We start from the raw sequence: 17,481 nt of genomic DNA on the forward strand, positions 1-17,481 counted from the left end.
GTACGTGCCGCAGGTCAGCGGGTCACTCCGCCCCGAGGCCGGGGCCGGGCCGCCCGACCGGGTCAGGCCAGCAGCTCGCGCATCCGGTCGATCTCGACGGTCTGCTCGGTGGCGACGGAGTTGGCGAACTCCGAGAGGGTGAGGTCGGCGCCGACCTTGAGCAGGTCCGTGGCCATCTGGACCGCGCCCTGGTGGTGCTCCGTCATCATCCGCACGAAGAGCCGGTCGAACTCGGCGCCCCGCGCCGCCGCGAGCTGCCGGATGGCCTCGGGCGTCTGCATGCCCCGCATGCCCTCGTGGTCGTGCCCGGCCACCTCGGTGGAGAGCCCGCGGGCCTGCAACCAGCCCCGCATCAGGCCGATCTCGGGGCCCTGGCTGGCCCGGATCCGCTCGGCGAGGGCGCGCAGGGCCGGGTTGCCGGCGCGGTCACCGGCCAACTCCGCCATCTCCAGCGCCTGGGCGTGGTGCGGGATCATCATCCGGACGAACCAGACGTCCATCGAGTTGTGCCGGGCCGCGGTCGCGTCGCGCAGTTCCTCGGCGGGCCGGACCGCGGCGGTCTCGCCGGGCCGACCGGGAACGATCACCGCGGGTCGGCTCGGACCGGCCGGGGCGGACGTCGGGGCGGCGGCCTGTCCCGCCGGCACCGCCGGGCCGCCGGTGGAACGGGACAGGACGACGACCGCCACCGCCAGCAGACACGCGGCTGTGACGACGGCGAGGATCCGCGCGCGCGGGTTGGTCATGGGCCACTCCCCCCGGTAGAGGTCATGGCGATGCTATCCATCGACGAACGGGCTTAAATGTGATTCACGTCACATCGATGGAACTCTTTGGACTGTAAGGTGTGCACCATCGTCATCCCCTTGCGAAGGACGTCGCCGATGACCAGTTTCCGCACCTTGCGGGCCAGGCGGCTCACCACCGTGAGCCTGGCCGCGGCCGGTCTACTCCTCGCCAGCGTCGCCACCGCCACGCCGGGAAGTGCCGGCGTGGCGGCGCGGTCCGCCCCCTCGGGCACGGCGGACACCACCAACACCATCCCGGGCGTCGACGAGATCGTCAGCAGCCCCAACCTCCGGCAGATCGCCAACCTGCCGAAGCAGGCTCCGCTGGACGCCACCAACAGCGACCTCGCCTTCCAGGGCCGCTACGCCTTCGCCGGCAACTACAACGGCTTCGTCATCTACGACATCTCCCGGCCGACCGCGCCGACGGTGGTGTCGCAGGTGTACTGCCCCGGATCGCAGAACGACATCTCCGTCCACGGTGACCTGCTCTTCCTCTCCACCGACTCCTCCCGCAGCGACGACTCCTGCAACAGCACCAGCGCGCCGGCGACGGAGAAGGCGTCCTGGGAGGGCATCAAGGTCTTCGACATCAGCGACAAGGCCAACCCCCGCTACGTCAAGGCGGTGGAGACGGCCTGCGGGTCGCACACCCACACGCTGGTGCCGGGCAAGGACCGCAAGGCCGTCTACCTGTACGTCTCCTCGTACAGCCCACGGGCGGAGTTCCCCGACTGCCAGCCCCCGCACGACTCCATCTCCATCGTCAAGGTGCCGGTGAAGTCGCCCACGGACGCGGCGGTGGTGGCCACCCCGAACCTCTTCCCCGACGGCGGCTACGAGGGCCGGCCCGGCGGTTCGGCGACCACCGGCTGCCACGACATCACGGCGTACCCGGAGAAGAACCTCGCCGCGGGCGCGTGCATGGGTGACGGCGTGCTGATGGACATCTCGAACCGGGAGGCCCCCCGGCTGATCAACCGGGTCCGGGACACCGTCAACTTCGCGTTCTGGCACTCGGCCACGTTCAACAACGCCGGCACCAAGGTGGTCTTCACCGACGAGCTGGGCGGCGGCAGCGCGGCCACCTGCAACGAGGCCGTCGGACCCGAGCGGGGCGCCAACGCCATCTACGACATCACCGGTCGCGGCGACGCCCGGACCATGGTCTTCCGCAGCTACTACAAGATTCCCCGGATGAACGCCGACACCGAGAACTGCGTGGCGCACAACGGCTCGCTGATCCCGGTGCTCGGGCGCGACATCATGGTCCAGGCGTGGTACCAGGGCGGCATCTCCGTCTGGGACTTCACCGACTCGGCCAACCCGCAGGAGATCGCGTTCTGGGAGCGGGGCCCGATCTCGACCGACCGGCTCGTCGGCGGCGGCTCCTGGTCGGCGTACTACTACAACGGCTACATCTACTCCAACGACATGGCCAAGGGCTTCGACGTCCTCAAGCTGACCGACTGGCGGACCTGGACGGCGAACCTCGTCCGCTACCGCGAGCTGAACGTGCAGACCCAGCCCAGCTACCTGAGCTGGTAGTCGCAGCGCACCGACGGGCCCGACCCCACCGGGGTCGGGCCCGTCCGCGTCCATCGTGGACGCGCCGGTCAGCCGGCCGGCGGGTACGGGTCGTCCTGGTAGGTGTACTCCGTCTCGATCTTGCCGTCGGACGTGTGCACGACGAGCTGGCTCGGCTCGTTGCCGTGCGCCGCCCGGCGCCCCGCCTCGACGGCGAGCTGCTTGGTGTCGAACGTGCCGACGACCTGGTTGCCCTGCTCGACCTTCCAGCCGCCGTCGTTCGGTACGACGTGGTACTGGTTGCGCTTCATGTCAGTCACCCGCCTCTCGGTCAGGCCACCGGGATACCCGGGTCCCGGAGGCGGAAAACCCTCCTGGGTGGACAAACCGTCCGTCGCCGCCGGCGCCCGGAGAAAGGCGACCGCCCGTCACGTGGCCGGGATCCGGTCGAGCTGCGCGCGGATCGCCTCCGGCGTCAGCGCGGGCCGGCCGCCCGGATGCCCGACGGTCGCACCGGCCGCCGCGACCGCGTGCCGGGCGACCCGCTCCCGGGGCTCGCCGCGCAGCACGCCGAGGGTCAGCGCGGCGACGAAGGCGTCCCCGGCGCCGGTGTCGTCCACGGTGGGCGTCTCGCTCAGCGGCAGGAACAGCTCGCCGTCCGGCCAGACGAACGCGTTGCCCTTCCCGGCCACCTCGACGGCCAGCAGCGACGGGCCGCGGCGCAGCAGCTCACGCCCGGCGGCGAGCCCCGCCCCGGCGTCGCGCGGCGCGTGGCCGGTGATCAGCTCCACCTCCTTCGCGTCGGCCCGCAGCACGTCGGCGAGGGCGAGCAGCGCGTCGGCGTCGGCCGCGTCGGTCGGCGCGCCGTCGAGCACGACCAGCCGGCCGGCCTCCCGGGCGGTCCGGGCCGCGGCCAGGGCGGCCCGCGCCGGCTGCTGGAGCTGCACCAGTACGGCCCGCGCGGCCCGCAGCGCGGATGCCGCCCCGGCGACGTCGTCGCAGGTGAGCAGGGTGGCCTCGGCAACGTCCTCCAGGTAGCGCCAGTCGGCGTCGGCGTCCACCACGTCGACGATGAGCGCGGTCGGGGTGCCGGGCCGGCGCCGTACCCACTGGACGTCGATGCCGTCGGCCCGCGCCAGCGCCAGCAGCCGCTCCCCCACCTCGTCGTCGCCGACCACCCCGAGCAGACCGACGGCGGCGCCGAGCTGCGCCAGCCCGACGGCCTGGTTGGCACCCTTGCCGCCGAGCAGTTCGCGCCGCCGCCGTACCGGGGCGGTCCCGCCGGCCTCCGGCATCTCGTCCACCCGCAGCACGAGGTCCCGCGCCACCTGCCCGACCACCATCACGTCCAGTTCCGCCATGCCCGGAGCACTACCCGCGAGCGCCCGGGTTGATCCGCGCCGGGCGGGAGGCGTCGCCGGTCGCCAGGCGCGCCCCGGCCGACGACGCGAAAGGCGCGTGGTGCGCGGTCAACCGGGCAGCGGCGCCTCGTCGCCGCGCGTGCGGCGCGGCCCGACCAGCCGGCGCACCATCGGGGCGGCGTTCCACTTCGCCGCGCCCACCAGGTCGCGGGCGTGCTCCAGGACGGTGTAGTCGGGCCGGGCCCGGCCGTCGGCGATGGCCCGGTCCAGGTCGTTGCCGCACCGGGTCAGCACGCTGTCGAAGTCGCGGCGCACCGGTTCGAGCAGGTGGTAGCCGAACGAGCGGTGCAGCCGGGCGAAGAGCGGCTTGTAGAGCCGGGCCCGCTCGTGCAGCCCCGAGGAGTACGACATCGGGTTCTTCGGCCGGCGCCGGACGTAGTCGGGCAGCAGGTCGGCGAAGGCCCGGCGGACGATCCACTTCTCCTGCCCGTCGCGCATCTTCAGCCCGATCGGCAGTCGCATCGCCAGCTCGACCAGGCTCAGGTCGAGAAACGGCACGCGGGCCTCCACCCCGTGCCCCATGCTGGCCCGGTCGACGCGCTGCAACTCCGTACGGCAGAGGTTGCGGATCTTGTGCAGGAAGAGCCGGCGGGAGGCCTCGGGGCCGACCTCGTGGTACATGGGGTAGCCGCCGAACAGCTCGTCGGAGCCGTCGCCGGTGAGCACCACCTTCACGCCCAGCTCCCGCAGCCGGCGGAAGAGCGGCACGGTGACCACCGCGTTGATGATGTCGCCGTACTCGGTCAGCTCGGACATCCGGATGGCCTCCCGGATGTCGGCCAGCCGGATGTCGCGCGGGCGCAGCTCTACCACCTCGTGCGGCACCCCCAGGTCCTTCGCGAGCCGCCGCGCGTACGCGACGTCGGGGCTGTCGGGCACGCCGACCGTGACCGCGACGCAGTCGGGATGCATCTCGCGCACGTGCAGCAGGGCCAGCGAGCTGTCCAGCCCGCCGGAGAGCACCACCCCGACGGTGAGGTCGGTGTCCACCCGCATCCGGATGCTGTCGGTGAGGGCGGCACGGACGAGCAGGGCGGCCTCGTCCGGGTCGTCCACCACCGGCAGCCCGTCGCCGAGGGTGAGCAGGTCGACGTACGCGCGCAGCCGGACCGGCCCGTCGGGCTCGACCCAGCCGTGGTGTCCGGGCGGCACCTCGGTGATCGGCACGCGGTGCCCGACCAGCGCCTTGACCTCGCTGGCGACGTGCAGGCAGCCGGGCGTCCGGGCCCAGTACAACGGCTTGACCCCGAGCGGGTCCCGGACCAGGTAGGCCCGGCCGGTGGCCCGTTCCACGACGGCGAAGGCGTACTCGCCGCGCAGCCGGGTCACCATGCCCTCGCCCCACTGCAGGAACGCGGCGAGCACCACCTCGGTGTCGCCGGTGCCGCGGAAGCGGTGTCCCAGCCGGACCAGCTCCGCGCGCAGCTCGGGGTGGTTGAAGACCTCGCCGTTGTAGCAGAGCAGCCACCGCTCGTCGGCGGAGGCCCACGGCTGCACCGCGCGTTCGCGGTCCACGATGGGCAGCCGACGGGTGCCGGTGAGCAGGCCGTTCTCGTAGCGCGTCTCGGTGATCTCGCCGCGTGGGGCGAGCGTGGCGAGCATCCGCCGGAAGATCGTCGGATCGGCCTCGCGGCCGAGACTCAACGCGATGCCACACATCGGCTCAGACCCCCATCTCAGCTTCGTACGCCCGGCGCAGCCGCCGCCGCGCCGCCGGCGCGAGGCACACGTGCCAGGCCTGCCCCTCGTCGACCACGTTGACCTCGCCGGCCCGCTGCCGGGCCAGCAGCAGCTCGGCCAGGGTGTCCCGCGCGCCGAAGCGGCCGAACCACTCCATCTCGACGTCGACCGCCCAGCCGAGGCAGTGCCCGCTGGGCATCATGGCGGCGTACCCGAGCCGGCGCAGCCGGTGCTGGTGCTCGGCGCTGCGGACCAGGCTGGTCACCCACAGCGGCGGCGTGGCGGGCGGGGTGCTGGCGGCGAACTGCCGGGCGACGTCGTTGAGCAGCGCCACCATCTCGCGGCGGGCCCGCCGGAACCGCAGTCCGGCGGTGCGCGGCGTGGCGTCGGGCCGCAGCCGGCGCCGCACCGCCCGCAGCCCGCGGCGGAGCAGCGTCCTCGGCTGCTCGGTGTAGCGGAAGCGCAGCAGGTCCCGGCGGCGCAGCCACTCCAGGTCCACCAGCTCGGGACTGGCGTCGACCTGGGCGTCGGTGAGGTAGGTCGGGGCGTCGCGCCACCACATCACGTCGACGCGGGAGAGCAGGTAGATCCGGACCAGCGCGGTGAGGTCGGCGGCGGAGCTGCGCGCGTTGGGCTGGTAGCGGGCCATCTCCAGCAGCAGCGTCTCGCGGGCGCCGACGAGCCCCTGCGGGGTGGCGTCGAGCACGGCGGCGATCGCGGGCTCGCGCAGCCGGTCGTCGATCAGCACCTGCCGGGCGGCGGTGCAGGACGCGCCGGCCAGGGCGCCGACCTCGACCAGCAGCTCGGCCACGGCCGCCCGGTAGGCGTCGAGGTCCGGCGCGGCGGCGGGCCGCGTCGCGGTGGAGAACGCGCGCCGCCGGCCCGGGGCGGCGGGTGTGACGGAGGAGCCGGGCTGCTGTCCCGGGCTTCGGCTGGGCACTCGCATGGTCGGGTCCTCTCTCCCGTCACGTCCTCACTGTGTGCATCGCCCTGAGCACACCATAATCAGACGTGGCGGGATGAGTCCGAACAATCCTCTTATCCTCATCGAAAGGGTGGTGCGGGCGCGCGGCCCGGCACGAACGGCTAGGGCCGGGACGCCACGCTCAACCGCTGCACCTCGTCGTACGAGGGCGGTTCGGGATGCGGCGCGGCGCCGGAGCGGACGGCGTCCAGGGTGTCCAGGGCGCCGCCGAGCGCCGCCCGGAACAGCAGCGAGCCCGTGCTCACCCGGGCCACGCCGAGCGCCCCCAATTCGTCGAGGGTGGGCCCGCCCGGGCGGTACAGCACGTTCAGCGGCGCGTCGATCCCCGCGACGAGGGCGGCGATCGTGTCGGCGTCCGGCGCCCCGGGCACGAAGATGCCGTCGGCCCCGGCGGCGGCGTAGACACGGGCCCGGGCGAGACTCTCGGGCAGCGGGTCGGGCGTGGCGAGCCACCACGTGTCGGTGCGGGCGTTGACGAACAGGTCCGGCACGGCGGCCTTGACGGCGGCCACCTTGGCCGCGGTCGACTCCGGCGGGTCGAGGGCACCGTCGGCGCGGCCGTCCTCGATGTTGACCCCGACGACCCCGAGGCCGGCCAACTCGGCCGCCAACTCGGCGACGGCCGCCGGATCGTCGTCGCAGCCGGCCTCCACGTCGACGCTGAGCAGCACCGGGAGCCTGCTCAGCGCCCGGGCCAGACGGACGTTCTCCGCCCGGGTCGCCGCCGCCGCGTCCGGCAGGCCGGCGGCCGCCGCCACCCCGAGACTGGTGGTGCCGACCGCCGGATGGCCGCGCGCGACGAACGCGGCGGCGCTGGCGTGGTCCCAGGCGTTGGGCAGCAGCAGCGGCCGGTCGGCGTGGTGCAGGGCGTGGAAGGCGGCGCAGCGCTCGTTCATCGGATTTCCACCTCGATCGTCGTCGGGACGCGCAGCAGCGCGTGTGGTTCGTGGTTCAGCGGGGCGGGCACGGTCCGGCAGCGGTGGCGCAGCACCCGCACCACCCCCGTGGCCAGGGCCACGGCGTGCCGCTCGCCGGGGCAGCCGCGCGCTCCCGCGCCGAAGGTCAGCGCCGTGCCGGGCCGGCCGGGCGTGAACCGGTCCGGGTCGGCGTGCGCGGCGGGATCCCGGTTGGCGGCGTCGAAGCGCAGCAGCACCTCCTCGCCCGCCGCCAGGTCGCGGCCGGCCAGCCGTGTCGGCGCGACCGCGACCCGCCGGGTCCCCCGCACCGGCGGGTCGAGCCGGAGCACCTCGGCGACCAGGTCGCCGGTCGACACGGTCGCGGGCAGCGCCAGGCCGTGGCCGGTCGCGGCGCCGATCAGCCCGGCGGTCGCGTCGCATGCCTGCACCAGCAGCCCGATCCGGTTCGCCACCGCCTCGGGCGGGCCCGGCGGCGTCATCCCGAGCAGCGCCGAGACAGCCCGGCCGGCCGCGGCGACCCGCGCCGTGTCGGCGCCGGGGTGGTAGGCCGCCGCCACGGCGGTCACCGCCGGCACGGCCGCCACCGGATCGGCGAGCCCGAGCCGCGCCGCCAGCACCCGCAGCGGTACGTGGCGCGCGAGCCCGGACATCACGTCCAGCCGGTCGCCGGCACGGTCGAGCACCTCCCCGGTGAGCCGGGCCGCGGCAGCACGCAGTTCGTCGTGGTCGACCGCGGCCAGCGCGGCGACCCCGGCGGCCCGGCGGGCCGGGTGCCGGTGCGGGGCGCTGAACCGGCTGACGGTGCCGCGCAGCCAGGCCAGCGTGCCGGGCCCCCCACCCGGGGCGACAGGCACCTGACAGGCCGGGTCGGCGAGCACCGCCCGCACGTCGGCGTGGCGGGTCACCGTCCAACCGGTGTCGGGATGACGGGTGGGCGGTCCGCACGGTGGGGTGTCGGGCGCGGGCGCGATCACGAGGTCGTCGACGGTCACCGGGCGACGGTAGGGCCGCGACACTTCGGCCGCCCCCGAAACGTCCGCCACCGGGCACGAGCGGCGCCACTGCCCGGGGGCCGAGCGGACCGGAACCCGCGCCTTCGCACCAGCCGAGCACGGTGGACACCAGGCCGCGTCGGCCGCGCCACCGGCCGCCACGTCGGAGCACTGGCTGACACTGTCGACGGATACTGAGCGTAATCAGCTCCGCGTACGACGGGCGGTGGCCCTCGTGATCCGTACGGCTGTCGTCGGGGCGCTGCAGGCCGGCTTCGATCATGCAGTTGTGGTGGGCGTCGTGTCCGGGATCGCACCTTATGCAGGGCGCCACAACTGCATGATCGACCCGGGCTGCCCGGGGAGGCGGGAGATCTTGGCAGGGGAGGGCCCCTGGAGGGGCCGTTGCGTGCCAAGATCCCGGACGCGCCGGGCGGATGCCACAGCTCTCGACCCCTTTGCTCTGCATACTCGGACGCGCCAGCCACGGAATGTGAGCAAGGGCGTGCACCCCCAGAGCGCACGTTGTCAGGAAAGGCCAGCTCAGAGGCATGGTGCGTCGATGGGTGCAGAGCAAAGGGGTTCGATGGGCCCATGCGGCCGGAGCGTCGACCACTACGGCCAGCAACAATCCCCAATCATCACCGTCAGTTATGCGACACGAGAGGCGCGAGACCGCCGGGTCTCCCGAGGGCCGGCCTCGACGTGCCGTCCGAACAGGCCCCGCACGTGACGCACCGACTCGACGGGAACAGGCGTGTCGCGCGGCTCGCGCTTCGGGCCCATCGCGGCAGTCAGGCGCGGCCGCTGCCGGTGTCCGGCGCCGCGTCCGGCGCGAGGTCGGCCGGGGCCAGGCCGAACGCGGCAGCCAGCGCCGGGCCGCCGGCCGGGGTCAGCCGGAGCGACCGGTCGCCGCCCCGGACCAGCCAGCCCGCGTCGAGGAACCGGCCGCACAGCGCCGCGCCGAGCGCACCGGCCAGGTGCGGGCGGCGCTCGGTCCAGTCCAGGCAGTCGCGCACGAGGGGGCGGCGCGCGGACCGCAGCGGGTCGAGGGGCACCCCCAACCCGTCCAGCCAGCCCAGCCCGGCCGGGGTCAGCGCCAGCCCGCCGGCGTCGTCGAGCAGCCCACGCGCCAGCAGTCGGTCGCGCAGCAGCACCCCGAGGCGTCCGGCCAGGTGGTCGTAGCAGGTGCGGGCGTACGCCAGGGCGGCGCCGGCGCGGGCGGCGCGCAACGAGCCGGCCGGCTCGGGCCGCCCGGGTGCGTGGCCGGCCAGGTCCTCGACCAACTGAGCCACCGCAGGGCCGGCGAGCCGGACGTAGCGGTGTCGCCCCTGCCGTTCCTCGGCCAGCAGACCGCCCCGGACCAGGCGGGTGAGGTGGTCGCTGGCGGTGGAGGGGACCACCCCGGCGAGCCGGGCCAGTTCGCCGGCCGTCCAGGCCCGGCCATCGAGCAGGGCCAGGCAGATGGTGGCCCGGGTGTCGTCGGCGAGCAGCGCGGCGAGCCGGGCCAGGGCCGGGCCGTCGCTGGAGGCGGTGGTCACCCGCCCATGCTGGCACGGGTGCGGCGTGGCGCGCGCCCACGCCCTTTACAACGTTGTATCCAACGTTGTAGAAACGGACACGCGCCAATGCAGGTCGACACCCTCCACCCACCCGAGGCAGGTCTGATGCGACATCTCCGCCGCGCCGGGGCGCTCGCCGCCGTCGTCGGTCTGGTCCTGGCCGCGACGGCGTCCGCGCCGGCCGCCGCCGCACCCGAGCCCCGCTACCGCAACCCCGTCTCGGCCGGGTTCGCCGACACCTTCGCCGACCCCGTGATCGTCCGCGGTGAGGACGGATTCTGGTACGCGTACGGCACCACCGACCCGCTGCGCGAGGGCGAGGGGACGTTCCACGGGGTCCCCATCGCCCGCTCGACCGACCTGGTCGGCTGGACGTACGTCGGAGACGCCTTCGGCGCCGGCCAACGCCCGGCGTACGCGGCTCCCGGCGCCGGCTTCTGGGCCCCCGACGTGCGCCGGATCGGCGACCGCTGGGTCATGTACGTGACCGTCACCGACACGACCGTGTCCCCCGACGGGGGTGACTTCGCCGTCGGGGCGGCCACCGCGCCCACCCCGACCGGCCCGTGGACCTTCGCCGCCGAGCCCGTGGTCGCGCCCCGCCCCGGCGGTGGCGGGGGCTGGCTGTGGACCATCGACCCGAGCCAGTTCACCGACGTCGACGGCAGGCACTACCTCTACCACGGCAGCTACTACGGCGGCATCTCGGTGACCGAGCTCTCCGCCGACGGGCTGCGCGCGGTCGGCTCACCCACCCTGGTCGCCGTCGACAACAAGTTCGAGGGCAGCCACGTGGTGCGCCACGACGGCTGGTACTACCTGTTCGCCTCGACGGCCAACTGCTGCGCCGGCCCGGCCACCGGCTACTCCGTGCACGTCGGCCGGTCCCGTGACCCGCGCGGGCCGTTCGTCGACCGCGACGGCATCTCGCTGACCGCCTCGCGGGCCGGCGGCACGCCGGTGCTCGCCCAGAACGGCAACCGGTGGATCGGCACCGGCCACAACGGCTTCCTCACCGACCTCTCCGGCCAGGACTGGATCGTCTACCACGCGATCGACCGCGCCGACCCGTACCTGGACGAGCCGTTCGGCATCAACGAGCGACCGATGCTGCTGGACCGCCTCGACTGGATCGACGGCTGGCCGACGGTGAACGCCGGTGCCGGCCCCTCCGATGGCCCCCGGCCCGCGCCGGTCACCACCGGCCGGGTGGACGAGCACTTCGACGCCGGGCTGGCCGGCTGGCGGCGCGGCTCCGGGGACTGGCGGGTCGCCGACGGGCGGCTCACCGGCAGCGGCGCGCTGACCAGCCGTACGACCATGGGCGGGGACCTGCGGGCGGAGGCCGACCTGCGGCTCCCCGCCGCCGGGGCGGCCGGGCTCACGCTCGGCGACCGGGTCTCGGTGCGGGTGGACGCCGCCGCCGGCCGGCTGGTCGTCGCCGACGGCGGGCGCACCGCGAGCGCGCCGCTACCCGCCGGCTTCGACGCCGCGGTCGGGCACCACCTCGCCGTCGAGGTACGCGGCCGGGACCTGGTGGCCGAGCTGAGCCCGGCCCGGCTCGGCGACCAGCTGGCGGTGGTGTCGCTGCGCCTGGCGCGGCCGGTGGCCGGGCGGCTCACGCTCACCGCGACCGGTGGGGCCGCCGGGTTCGACAACGTCAGCGTCGCCCGGCTGCACCGGCCGGTGCGCCACGCCGTCGCCGAGCCGCGGGCGGGCCGCCTGCTGCCGGCGTTCTCCGACGAGTTCACCGACGGGCTGGACCCGGCGTGGCGGTGGGTGCGGCCGGACCCGGCGGCCACCGTGTCCGGCGGGGCGCTGCGCTGGCCGGTGCAGGGCGCCGACCTGACCGGCACCGGCAACACCGCCGGCGTGCTGCTGCGCGACGCGCCGGACGGCGACTACGTCGTGGAGACGAAGGTGACCCTCGACCTCAGCGAGGAGACCGTCCGCAACTACCAGCAGGCCGGGCTGGTCGCCTACGTCGACGACGACCGCTTCGCCCGGCTGGCGCAGGTCGCGATCTGGAACACCAGGCAGGTGGAGTACGGCTACGAGCTGCCCTTCGCCGGCCAGCCGGTCTACGGCGGCAACATCGTCGGCACCCCGGCGACCACCACCTGGCTGCGGCTGGCGCACCGGGTCGACCCGGCCACCGGCGAGCACGAGTTCCGGGCCGGCTCCAGCCGGGACGGGCGGAACTGGACGTGGGGCGGGGTGTGGACCTTCCCGGCCGACACCACTCCCCGGATCGGGCTGGTCGCGCACGGCGGCGCCGACCCGGCGGTCACGGCGCACTTCGACTACCTGCGCTTCCACCGCTGACCCCGCACGATCGGGCCCCCGCCGGACGGTGGGGGCCCGATCCCGTTCCAGACGCCCGGCGACGGGGCCGGCGCGGCACCCCTGGCGGTCACGTGCGGCAGCGGGCGGCGGGGCCGGGGCGGCTCCCCCGGCGGTCACGTGCGGCGGTCGGCGCCGCCGAGCGGGCTGACCGTCCGGCTCTGTCCGTCGTAGCTGCGCCCGGCGACGAAGGCCCCGTCGGGACGGTCGACGCCCGCCACCGCGCGGGCCAGCCGACGATCGGCGTCGCGGAAGCGCAGCGCCAGGCTCAGGTGCGGGCGCCAGTGCCCCGGCGCGTGCCAGGGACGCTGTCCCGGGGCCGCGGCGAGGACGTCCCAGACCGACGCGTGCAGGGCGGTCAGCTCCGGCGACGGGTGCACGAGCCACACCAGCGGGGCGCTGCCGTCGAGCACCGCGATCCGGTCCAGCCGCACGGGCAGCGGCAGCCCCGCGTCGAACAGGTCGGCCAGCCGCCGCTGCGTGCCGGGCGGAAACTCGTCGACCGCGGCGAGGGTCAGGTGCGGCCGGTTCGTCGGGTGGGCGTTGCGGGCCAGGCTGGGCAGCCCCACCGCGGCCAGCCGTTCCCAGGCGCCGCGCACGGCGGCCTCCAGCTCGGGCGAGCAGACCAGTTCGACCGTACGCACGCCGCCAGGCTAGCCCGCCGCAGCACGGCGACGGGCGCCCGCCGGACCCGCGCGGGCGCTCGTTGTGCCGGTCGGCGAAACGGCGTCGCGGCGGTGATGAAAAGCTTGACGGCATGAGTTCCGCACCCGTACGGCACGACCCGCCCACCGAGCCCGGCCCCGACGCCCTCGACGACACGAGCCCCTTCGCGGACCTCGGACTACGCGCCGAGTTGCTGGGCGCGCTGACCGCCCTGGGCTACGAGGAGCCCACTCCGATCCAGCGGGAGGCCATCCCACCCCTGCTGTCCGGTCGGGACCTGCTGGGCCAGGCCGCGACGGGTACGGGCAAGACGGCCGCCTTCGCGCTGCCGCTGTTGCAGCGGATGCCCGACGACCGGCCCGGCGGCGCCCCGGTGGCGCTCGTGCTGGTGCCCACCCGCGAGCTCGCGGTGCAGGTCTCCGAGGCGTTCCACCGCTACGGCAAGGACCTGGGCGCACGGGTGCTGCCGATCTACGGCGGGCAGCCGATCGGCCGGCAGTTGCGCGCCCTGGACCTCGGGGTCGACGTCGTGGTCGCCACCCCGGGCCGCGCGCTGGACCACATCGCCCGGGGCACGCTCGACCTGGGCGCGCTGGCCACGGTGGTGCTCGACGAGGCCGACGAGATGCTCGACATGGGCTTCGCCGAGGACATCGAGGCGATCCTGGAGCACGCGCCGGAGCAGCGCCAGACGGTGCTCTTCTCGGCGACGATGCCGGCGCGCATCGACGGGCTGGCCCGCAAGCACCTGACCGACCCGGTACGCATCCTCATCGCCCGCGAGCAGCCGGTGGCCGGCGAGGCGCCCCGGGTGCGGCAGAGCGCGTACATCGTCGCCCGGGCGCACAAGCCGGCGGCGCTGGGCCGGGTGCTGGACGTCGAGTCCCCCACGGCGGCGATCGTCTTCTGCCGCAGCCGCGAGGAGGTCGACCGGCTCACCGAGACCATGAACGGACGGGGCTACCGGGCCGAGGCGCTGCACGGCGGGATGAGCCAGGAGCAGCGCGACCGGGTGATGGGCCGGCTGCGCACGGGCACCGCGGACCTGCTGGTGGCCACCGACGTGGCCGCCCGCGGCCTGGACGTCGAGCAGCTCACCCACGTGGTCAACTACGACGTCCCGTCGGCCCCCGAGTCGTACGTGCACCGCATCGGCCGGGTCGGCCGGGCCGGACGGGAGGGCGTGGCGATCACCCTCGCCGAGCCGCGCGAGCACCGGATGCTCAAGACCATCGAGCGGGTCACCGGCCAGCGCATCGCCATCGACAAGATCCCGACGGTGGCGGACATGCGCACCCGGCGGCTGGAGCTGACCCAGGGCGCCCTGCGGGAGAGCCTGCTGGAGGACGACCTCGACCCGTACCGGGCGATCGTCGAGTCGTTGACCGACGAGTTCGACCTGGTGGAGGTCGCCCTCGCCGCGGTGAAGCTGGCGCACGAGGCGACGTCGCCGGGCTCGGACGACGAGGAGGAGATCCCCCAGGTCCCCGTCCGGGGCCCGCGTGAGGGGCGGCCGGAGGCCGGTGGCCGGGGCGAGCGCCGAGGCGGTGCCCGGCCCCGCACCGGCGGCACCACCCAGGTCTTCATCGGGCTGGGCCGGCGCGCCGGGGTCCGCCCGCAGGACCTGGTGGGCGCGATCACCGGCGAGACCGGGGTCAGCGGCCGGGACATCGGCTCGATCGAGATCGCCGACCGGTTCTCGCTGGTGGAGGTGCCCCAGAGCGTCGCCGACGAGGTGATCGCCGGGCTGCGTGGCAGCACCATCAAGGGCCGCAAGGCGACCGTACGCCGGGACCGTGACGGCGACGGCGGCGGCGAGCGCCGCTTCGACGGGGCCGACCGGCGCGAGCGCCGCGACCGGGACTTCGACCGCCGCGACCGCCGCTGACCCCGCACGTCAGGAAGGGCCCCCTGCCATGCACCAGGCGTTAGCAGGGGGCCCTTCCTCACACCTCAGGCAGCGGCGAGCGCCGGGTCGGGGCGGGTGTCGGCGTCGGCCGGGCGCAGCGCCAGGGCGAGCACGTCGGCGACGTCGGCCAGGGTGTGCACGGTCAGCGCCTCCCGGACCTCGGCGGGCAGGTCGTCGAGGTCCGGCTCGTTGCGGGCCGGGATGATCACCTCGGTCAGGCCGGCCCGGTGGGCGGCGAGCAGCTTCTGCTTCACCCCGCCGATGGGCAGCACCCGGCCGGAGAGGGTCACCTCGCCGGTCATCCCGAACTCGGGCCGCACCGGCCGGCCGCTGGCCAGCGACGCCAGGGCGGTCACCATGGTGATGCCGGCGCTGGGGCCGTCCTTGGGCACCGCGCCCGCCGGCACGTGCAGGTGGATCCGCCGTCCGGCGAGGGCGTTCGGGTCGAGCCCGAGCCGGCGCCCGTTGGAGCGCAGGTACGACAGCGCGATGTGCGCCGACTCCTTCATGACGTCGCCGAGCTGGCCGGTCAGGGTCAGCCCCGGCTCGCCCTCCATGCTGGTGGCCTCGATGAAGAGCACGTCGCCGCCCGCGCCGGTGACGGCCAGGCCGGTGGCCACGCCGGGCACCGCCGTCCGCTCCGCCGACTCCGGCGTGAACTTCGGCCGCCCGAGGTAGGTGGCGAGGTTGCCGGTGTCGACGCGGACCGGCGCCGGGTCGGTCGCCAGGGCCACCGCGACCTTGCGGAGGATCTTCGCCAGCGCCCGTTCGAGCTGCCGTACGCCGGCCTCGCGGGTGTACTCGCCCGCGATCCGGGCGAGGGCGTCGTCGGCGACGGTGATCTCCTCGGCGGTGAGCCCGGCCCGTTCCCGCTGCCGGGGCAGCAGGTGGTCGCGGGCGATGGCGACCTTCTCCTCCTCCGTGTAGCCGTCGAGGGTGACCAGCTCCATCCGGTCCAGCAGCGGGCCGGGGATGGCCTCCACCACGTTGGCGGTGGCCAGGAAGAGCACGTCGGACAGGTCGAGGTCGACCTCGAGGTAGTGGTCACGGAAGATGTGGTTCTGCGCCGGGTCGAGCACTTCGAGCAGGGCGGCGGCCGGGTCGCCGGAGTAGCCGGCGGCGAGCTTGTCGACCTCGTCGAGGAGCACGACCGGGTTCATCGAGCCGGCCTCGCGCAGGGCGCGCACGATCCGGCCGGGCAGCGCGCCGACGTAGGTGCGCCGGTGGCCGCGGATCTCGGCCTCGTCGCGGACACCGCCGAGCGAGACGCGGACGAAGTTGCGGCCGAGCGCGCGGGCGATCGACTCGCCGAGGCTGGTCTTGCCGACTCCGGGCGGGCCGGCGAGGGCGAGCACCGCGCCGGAGCCCCGGCCGCCGACGACGCCGAGGTTGCGCTCGGCCCGCCGGTTGCGCACCGCGAGGTACTCCAGGACGCGGTCCTTCACGTCGGCCAGGCCGGCGTGGTCGGCGTCGAGCACGGCGCGGGCCGCGGCCAGGTCGGTGTCGTCCTCGGTACGGGTGCCCCACGGCATCTCCAGCACCGTGTCGAGCCAGGTCCGGATCCAGCCGGCCTCCGGGGAGGCGTCGCTGGCACGTTCCAGCTTGCCGACCTCGCGCAGCGCCGCCTCGCGGACCTTGTCGGGCAGCTCGGCGGTCTCCACGCGGGCCCGGTAGTCGGCGGAGCCGTCCGGCTCGTCCTCGCCGAGCTCCTTGCGGATGGCGGAGAGCTGCTGGCGCAGCAGGAACTCCCGCTGGGACTTCTCCAGCCCCTCGCGGACGTCGGTGCTGATCTGCTCGGCGATCTCCTGCTCGGCCAGGTGGTCCTTCACCCAGCCGACGAGCAGTTCCAGTCGGGCGGTGACGTCCGGCGCGGCGAGCAGCTCGGTCTTCTGGGCGAGGCTGAGCCAGGAGACGTAGCCGGCCGAGTCGGCCAGCTCGGAGAGGTCGGTCATCCGCTCGATGGCGTCGATGACCTGCCAGGCGCCGCGCTGCTGGAGCACGGACGTCATGAGGGCGCGGTACTCGCGGCCGAGTTCGCGGGCGCGGCCGGCGGGGGCGGGTTCGTCGAGTTCGGTCGCCTCGACCCAGAGGGCGGCGCCGGGCCCGGGTACGCCGGAGCCGATCCGGGCGCGGGACAGGCCGCGGATGACGGCGGCCGGTTCGCCGCTGGGCAGCCGGCCGACCTTCTCGATGGTGGCGACCGCGCCGACGGGGCCGTACTCGCCGTCGAGGCGGGGCACGGCGAGCAGCGTGCCCTCGCCGGTGGCGCGGGCCGCGTCGACGGCGGCCTGGGTGGTCGGGTCGAGGGTCACCGGGATGACCATGCCGGGCAGGAGCAGGGCGTCGGTCAGGGGAAGTACCGGGAGAGTTGCCATCGAACACCTGCTATCGCGTTGAGTTGAGCGTGTCCAACTCAAGTAACAAATCGTTCCCCTTGTTCCGGGCTGTGACCCAGGCCACCTTCGCCCGTGGGACGGCGCTGCGGGCGCAGCAGCTCACGCACCAGGCCGGCGCCCCCGGCGACCGCCACGGCGAGCGGGATCGCCAGGCAGGTCAGCGCCAGTGCGGCGACGGTCCAGCCCGGCAGGCCGGCCACCACGGCGACGCCGGTCAGCACGGCGAAGGCCAGGAGCTTGCGACGGGTGCGGGCGATCGGGATCGCGACGGGCATCGGGATCTCCCCTCCGTACG

The 17,481-nt window shown here is 74.9% G+C and carries 14 protein-coding genes; 3 read left to right on the top strand and 11 right to left on the bottom strand.

What is annotated here, in order from left to right:
- Nucleotides 1-62: 62 nt before the first annotated feature.
- Complete coding sequence (locus EV374_RS11900; protein ID WP_132234570.1) at nt 63-746, bottom strand: DUF305 domain-containing protein; 684 nt, start codon at nt 744-746, stop codon at nt 63-65.
- Between the two features lie 138 nt (nt 747-884).
- Between EV374_RS11900 and EV374_RS11905 the strand changes: the two genes are divergently transcribed.
- Complete coding sequence (locus EV374_RS11905) at nt 885-2,336, top strand: LVIVD repeat-containing protein (protein ID WP_132234572.1); 1,452 nt, start codon at nt 885-887, stop codon at nt 2,334-2,336.
- A gap of 68 nt (nt 2,337-2,404) precedes the next feature.
- Here the strand turns inward: EV374_RS11905 and EV374_RS11910 are convergent, their stop codons facing one another.
- From EV374_RS11910 to EV374_RS11940, 7 genes are all read right to left on the bottom strand, one after another.
- Nucleotides 2,405-2,626, bottom strand: a complete 222-nt coding sequence (locus EV374_RS11910) for a DUF2188 domain-containing protein (RefSeq protein WP_225852266.1) — start codon at nt 2,624-2,626, stop codon at nt 2,405-2,407.
- A 117-nt stretch (nt 2,627-2,743) separates the two neighbouring features.
- Nucleotides 2,744-3,676 (bottom strand): PfkB family carbohydrate kinase, encoded by a 933-nt coding sequence (locus EV374_RS11915; RefSeq protein ID WP_132234576.1) that lies wholly within the window; start codon nt 3,674-3,676, stop codon nt 2,744-2,746.
- Between the two features lie 108 nt (nt 3,677-3,784).
- Complete coding sequence (locus EV374_RS11920; protein WP_132234578.1) at nt 3,785-5,395, bottom strand: asparagine synthase-related protein; 1,611 nt, start codon at nt 5,393-5,395, stop codon at nt 3,785-3,787.
- A gap of 4 nt (nt 5,396-5,399) precedes the next feature.
- Nucleotides 5,400-6,362 carry a DUF5715 family protein gene (locus EV374_RS11925; protein WP_132234580.1) on the bottom strand — a complete coding sequence of 321 codons (963 nt, stop codon included), beginning with the start codon at nt 6,360-6,362 and terminating at the stop codon, nt 5,400-5,402.
- 140 nt (nt 6,363-6,502) lie between these two features.
- Complete coding sequence (locus EV374_RS11930) at nt 6,503-7,297, bottom strand: isocitrate lyase/PEP mutase family protein (RefSeq protein ID WP_132234582.1); 795 nt, start codon at nt 7,295-7,297, stop codon at nt 6,503-6,505.
- The gene (locus tag EV374_RS11935; RefSeq protein ID WP_486485719.1) at nt 7,294-8,310 is read right to left on the bottom strand and encodes a cytochrome P450; all 1,017 of its coding nucleotides are present in this window, start codon (nt 8,308-8,310) and stop codon (nt 7,294-7,296) included. Before EV374_RS11935 ends, EV374_RS11930 begins: the two co-directional genes overlap by 4 nt.
- A gap of 794 nt (nt 8,311-9,104) precedes the next feature.
- Nucleotides 9,105-9,851 (bottom strand): winged helix-turn-helix domain-containing protein, encoded by a 747-nt coding sequence (locus EV374_RS11940; protein ID WP_132234584.1) that lies wholly within the window; start codon nt 9,849-9,851, stop codon nt 9,105-9,107.
- 126 nt (nt 9,852-9,977) lie between these two features.
- On the opposite strand from EV374_RS11940, the gene EV374_RS11945 reads away from it, so the two are divergent.
- Nucleotides 9,978-12,197, top strand: a complete 2,220-nt coding sequence (locus EV374_RS11945; protein ID WP_132234586.1) for a glycoside hydrolase family 43 protein — start codon at nt 9,978-9,980, stop codon at nt 12,195-12,197.
- 134 nt (nt 12,198-12,331) lie between these two features.
- Here the strand turns inward: EV374_RS11945 and EV374_RS11950 are convergent, their stop codons facing one another.
- Complete coding sequence (locus EV374_RS11950) at nt 12,332-12,859, bottom strand: 2'-5' RNA ligase family protein (RefSeq protein WP_132234588.1); 528 nt, start codon at nt 12,857-12,859, stop codon at nt 12,332-12,334.
- 113 nt (nt 12,860-12,972) lie between these two features.
- On the opposite strand from EV374_RS11950, the gene EV374_RS11955 reads away from it, so the two are divergent.
- Nucleotides 12,973-14,769 carry a DEAD/DEAH box helicase gene (locus EV374_RS11955; RefSeq protein WP_132234590.1) on the top strand — a complete coding sequence of 599 codons (1,797 nt, stop codon included), beginning with the start codon at nt 12,973-12,975 and terminating at the stop codon, nt 14,767-14,769.
- 65 nt (nt 14,770-14,834) lie between these two features.
- On the opposite strand, the gene lon is transcribed toward EV374_RS11955, so the two are convergent.
- On the bottom strand, nt 14,835-17,165 hold the full coding sequence (gene lon / locus EV374_RS11960) for an endopeptidase La (RefSeq protein ID WP_132234592.1): 2,331 nt from the start codon (nt 17,163-17,165) through the stop codon (nt 14,835-14,837).
- 38 nt (nt 17,166-17,203) lie between these two features.
- Nucleotides 17,204-17,461, bottom strand: a complete 258-nt coding sequence (locus EV374_RS11965; RefSeq protein WP_132234594.1) for a hypothetical protein — start codon at nt 17,459-17,461, stop codon at nt 17,204-17,206.
- Nucleotides 17,462-17,481: the final 20 nt, after the last annotated feature.

The sequence above is a fragment of the Micromonospora sp. CNZ303 genome (genome assembly GCF_004345505.1).